This window comes from Tabrizicola sp., from assembly GCF_031377265.1.
GTDB lineage: Bacteria > Pseudomonadota > Alphaproteobacteria > Rhodobacterales > Rhodobacteraceae > JAUYQR01.
The window spans coordinates 1-4,138 of sequence record NZ_JANMET010000271.1 but is presented as its reverse complement, the minus strand read 5'-3'; the positions used below and the strand labels follow the sequence as shown (position 1 = coordinate 4,138).

Sequence of the window (4,138 nt, the reverse complement as noted above, 5' to 3'; positions counted from 1 at the left end):
CGCCACACCGGCCACTTCGCCCGCGTCGGACAGTTGCCCATACGCATCCAGCACCACTTCCGGCACCCAGACCTGTCCTGCCAGATCCTCGGCCTCGGGCAGCGCGGGCCGGGTAGAAACTGCCAACCGCTCCAGCATCGCCACGAACAGGCCCGACAGGGGCAGCGTCGACCATTCGGCATTTGCCGTCACATGCACCAGCACCACCTGCCCGTCGCCCACCACCTTGCGGGTGACCAACGGCGTGCCATCCTCCAGCGCCGCAATCGTCCGCGCGCCCAGATCGGGGTCGGGCTGCGCCAGAACCTGCTCCTTCACGGTCACATCCGCTGGCGCAGGCAGGCCAAAGAACGGCGAGCCTTCGGCAAACGGGGCCAGCCCCTTCGGTTCGCCCCAGCTCATCGTGCCGCCGACTGATCGGCCACCTTCCCGCAGGCGCACCGGCATCAGCGGGTCTTCGACCGTCCGGCTGACATCGCTTGCAGCCAGCCGCGGCCCGGCAAAGCGCAGCAGCAGCCCGCCCTTTTCCAGCCAGTCCAGCGTCGCGTCCGTCTCGGCCTGCGTCAGCTTGGCCACATCGGCCAGGATCACCACATCGGGGTTGGCCAGCAGCACATCCGTCAGGCTGCCCTCGATCAGTTCGGCCACCGGTTCCAGCGCCTGACGCAGGTAGTGCGTCGGCGACAGAAGTTGCAGCCCTTCCTGTTCGTTGCCCGCTGCGATGATCGCCACCTTGCGCCGCTTCAGGCTGTCGTCTGTCAGGCTGACCGCACATGCCGACCGGATACCTTCGATCTCGAACCGGGTGATCCGGTTGCGCAATTCGGGCGGCAGATCCAGCGTCGCTTCGGCCCGTTCTGCCCCTGCGGCAAAGGGCACCGTCACCCGCGCCAGTTCCCGCTCGATCCCCGATGGGTCAGGCCCGCGCGCAATCACCTCAACCGACACGGCGTCGGCCGCCGGCAGGCGGCTCACCGCCACCACCACCGCACCGTCCTCAAACCCCGCCGGATGCAGCGCCAGCACCGGGCGCGGGCTTTCGATCACCCGAACGCCGCCGCGCGCCTGCAGTGCGGCCAACAGATCGGCCCGCCCGTCATGGGCCAAGCCGTCCGACAGCCACACGCTGTCAAAGCGGCCCTCGGGCAGCACCGGCACCCAACCGGCCAGCGCGCCCGGTGCCCAAGGCTGCGGCTGCAAGCCCGCCACCCGGCCCGCCCACGCGTCCGCCGCCTGAAACGCCACCGCCTCTGGCGCATCGGTCAGCCGGATCACTGCCACCGTGCGCCCCGCGCTGCCTGCCTCGTCCACCAGCGCCGCCGCCCGGTCCATCCGGCGCGGCCAGTCGCGGGCATCGGCCCATGACCCGTCAACCAGCACCAGCAGCGGCCCACCCCCCGGCACCCGCACGTCGGGGTTCAGCACCGGGCCGGAAAACCCAACAATCGCCGCCGCCACCGCCAGCATGCGCAGCAACAAGAGCCACCAGGGTGTCTTGTCGGTCTCGGCTTCGTCATCCTTGAGGCCCAGCAGCAGCGCCACGCCGGGAAACCGCCGCCGGATCGGTGCCGGTGGCACCGCGCGCAGCAAGAGCCACAGGATCGGCAGCGCGATCAGCCCCAACAGCAACAGCGGCGTCGCAAACCCGATTGGCCCCAGCATGAACATCAGCGGCCGCCTTCCAGCGCCGAATAGGCCCACAACAGCGCTGCCTGCGCCGGGCTACCGGTGTGATGCGTGGTGAAATGCCAGCCGACCGCGCGCGACAGTGTCGCCAGCCGGTCCTTGCGTTCGGCCAACCGCGCCAGATAGCGGGCGCGCAGATCGCCGGCCTGCTGCGTCTCATGGCGCAGCGTGCCGCCCATCGATTCGAAAATCGTGCGCCCGTCAAAGGGGAAATCCTCTTCCGCCGGGTCCAGAACCTGGATCAGCACGCCCTTTACGCCGCGATCCGCCGCCCGCGCCAGACCCGCCTCGACCGCCGCCAGATCGCCCAGGAAATCCGACAGGAACACCGCCCGCCCGTGGCTCATCATGCCTTCGGTGACCGGTGCGCCGTATTCCTCGGCCCCGTCATCGCCCGCCAGTCGTGCGGCCAGCCGCAGCATCTGCGCCTTGCCCGCGCGCGGGGCGGCCATGCCCGCGATCCCCACCCGCTCGCCGCCGCGCAACAACAGCACCGCCAGCGCCAGCGCCAGCAGCTTTGCGCGGTCAGACTTTGGCGCACGGCCCTTGTCGCCAGTGAAGCTCATCGATTTCGACGGGTCCACCCACAGCGTCACCGATTGCGCCGCCTGCCATTCGCGTTCGCGCACGAAATGCGCGTCAGACCGCGCCGACCGCCGCCAATCGATCATTCGCGCCGAATCGCCCTGATGCGCCGGGCGGTATTGCCAGAACTCATCGCCCAGACCCGCCCGCCGACGCCCGTGTTCGCCCAGCATCACGGTCGCTGCCAGCATCTCGGCCTCGGCCAAGAGCGGCGGCAGGGTCTGACCCAGCCCCTCGGCGCGTGCCCGCAGATCAGCGTTCAGATTGGCGGGGCTTTGGCTCACGCGGCCGCCTCAAGTCCCAGCACCCGGCCGGTGACCCGCTCAATGATGCCCGACAGCGTTTCGCCCCGCGCCCGTGCCGCAAACGACAGTGACATCCGGTGCGTCATCACCGCCCGCGCCAGCGCCGCCACGTCCGTAACCGACGGCGCCAGCCGCCCGTCCAAAAGCGCCCGCGCCCGCACCGTCAGCATCAGCGCCTGCGCCGCACGCGGCCCCGGACCCCAGCTCAGGCTATCCGCCAGATCACGGCCCTCCGCTTCCCCCGGACGGCAGGCGCGCACCAGATCAAGGATCGCCTCGACCACCTTGTCGCCGACCGGCATCCGCCGGATCACCGATTGTGCCGCGATCAGCCCTTCGGCGGTGAACACCTGATGCGCCTCGGCGTCTTCGATGCCCGTCGTGGCAATCAGGATGTCGCGTTCGGTTGCGCGGGTCGGGTATTCCACATCCACCTGCACCAAAAACCGGTCCAGCTGCGCCTCGGGCAAAGGGTAGGTCCCTTCCTGCTCGATCGGGTTTTGCGTGGCCAGCACATGGAACGGGCGGCCAAGCGGGCGGTGTTGCCCCGCGATCGTCACTTCCTTTTCCTGCATCGCCTGCAACAGCGCCGATTGCGTGCGGGGGCTGGCGCGGTTGATCTCATCTGCCATCAGCAGCTGGCAAAAGATCGGTCCTTCGATAAACCGAAACGCCCGCGTGCCGGCCTTGTCACTGTCCAGCACTTCCGACCCGAGGATATCGGCGGGCATCAGGTCCGGCGTGAACTGGATCCGGTTGGCCTTCAGCCCCATCACCGTGCCCAAGGTATCCACCAGCCGCGTCTTGCCCAAACCCGGCAGGCCCACCAGCAGCGCATGACCGCCGCACAGCATCGACGCCAGCACAAGGTCCACGACCTTCTCCTGCCCGATGAAGCGTTGGTTGATCGAGGCTTTTGCCTGCCCCAGCGTCGCGCCCAGCGCTTCGATTTCGGCGACCAGCGCGTTGGTATCGGACATCAGAATGCTCCTCGCAGGATTATACGCTTCCATTAGACCCAACTAACGCGCCGGGCACAAATGGCAAAAGGCGACTTGACACAAATGATCGTGAAAGCTGCGTTTCGTTGGCGTCAGACCGCACAATCGGTTTGCGTTACGCTAAAGCCGGTGGTGGCGCGACCTGCCGCTTCGTAGTCGAATACCAGCCGTGCGCCGGCTTTCAGCAACCGGCTTAACATCGCGTCGCCGCAGGTTTGTGCTGCAACCTCGGCCGCAGCGCCGTAGCCCGGCTCGGTATCAGGCCCGCTTAGCGTGTAGACATAGCGCAGCACCACCCCCTCGGCCTGAACCGCCTTCAGGGTGAAACCGTCGCCCAGATCTTCGGGCACCGCGATCCCTGCAGCCACCTCGCGCAACAGCTCTGGCAATTCGCCCAGCCGCAGCCGGATATCAACGAACGTTGCCGCATGCGCCGGGTCTTCGGTCACCTGCTCCACGCGCTCTGTGATCATTGGCTCCAGCCCCGCCGACAGCCCGCGCGCCAGCAGCATCAACGCCACCCCGACCGTCACCCCCATACCCCCGCGCAACAGCGCAATC

4 protein-coding genes are annotated in these 4,138 nt (G+C 68.2%); all 4 read right to left on the bottom strand.

What is annotated here, in order from left to right; genetic code table 11:
* A partial coding sequence (locus tag RMO18_RS15345; RefSeq protein WP_309667064.1) for a BatA domain-containing protein occupies positions 1-1,668 on the bottom strand: 1,668 nt, incomplete at its 3' end.
* Positions 1,668-2,555 (bottom strand): DUF58 domain-containing protein, encoded by an 888-nt coding sequence (locus RMO18_RS15340; protein ID WP_405054089.1) that lies wholly within the window; start codon positions 2,553-2,555, stop codon positions 1,668-1,670. The genes RMO18_RS15345 and RMO18_RS15340, both read right to left, overlap by 1 nt.
* Positions 2,552-3,556, bottom strand: a complete 1,005-nt coding sequence (locus tag RMO18_RS15335) for a MoxR family ATPase (RefSeq protein ID WP_309667062.1) — start codon at positions 3,554-3,556, stop codon at positions 2,552-2,554. Before RMO18_RS15335 ends, RMO18_RS15340 begins: the two co-directional genes overlap by 4 nt.
* A 113-nt stretch (positions 3,557-3,669) precedes the next feature.
* The coding region (locus tag RMO18_RS15330; RefSeq protein WP_309667061.1) for a hypothetical protein at positions 3,670-4,138 on the bottom strand (469 nt) is incomplete at its 5' end.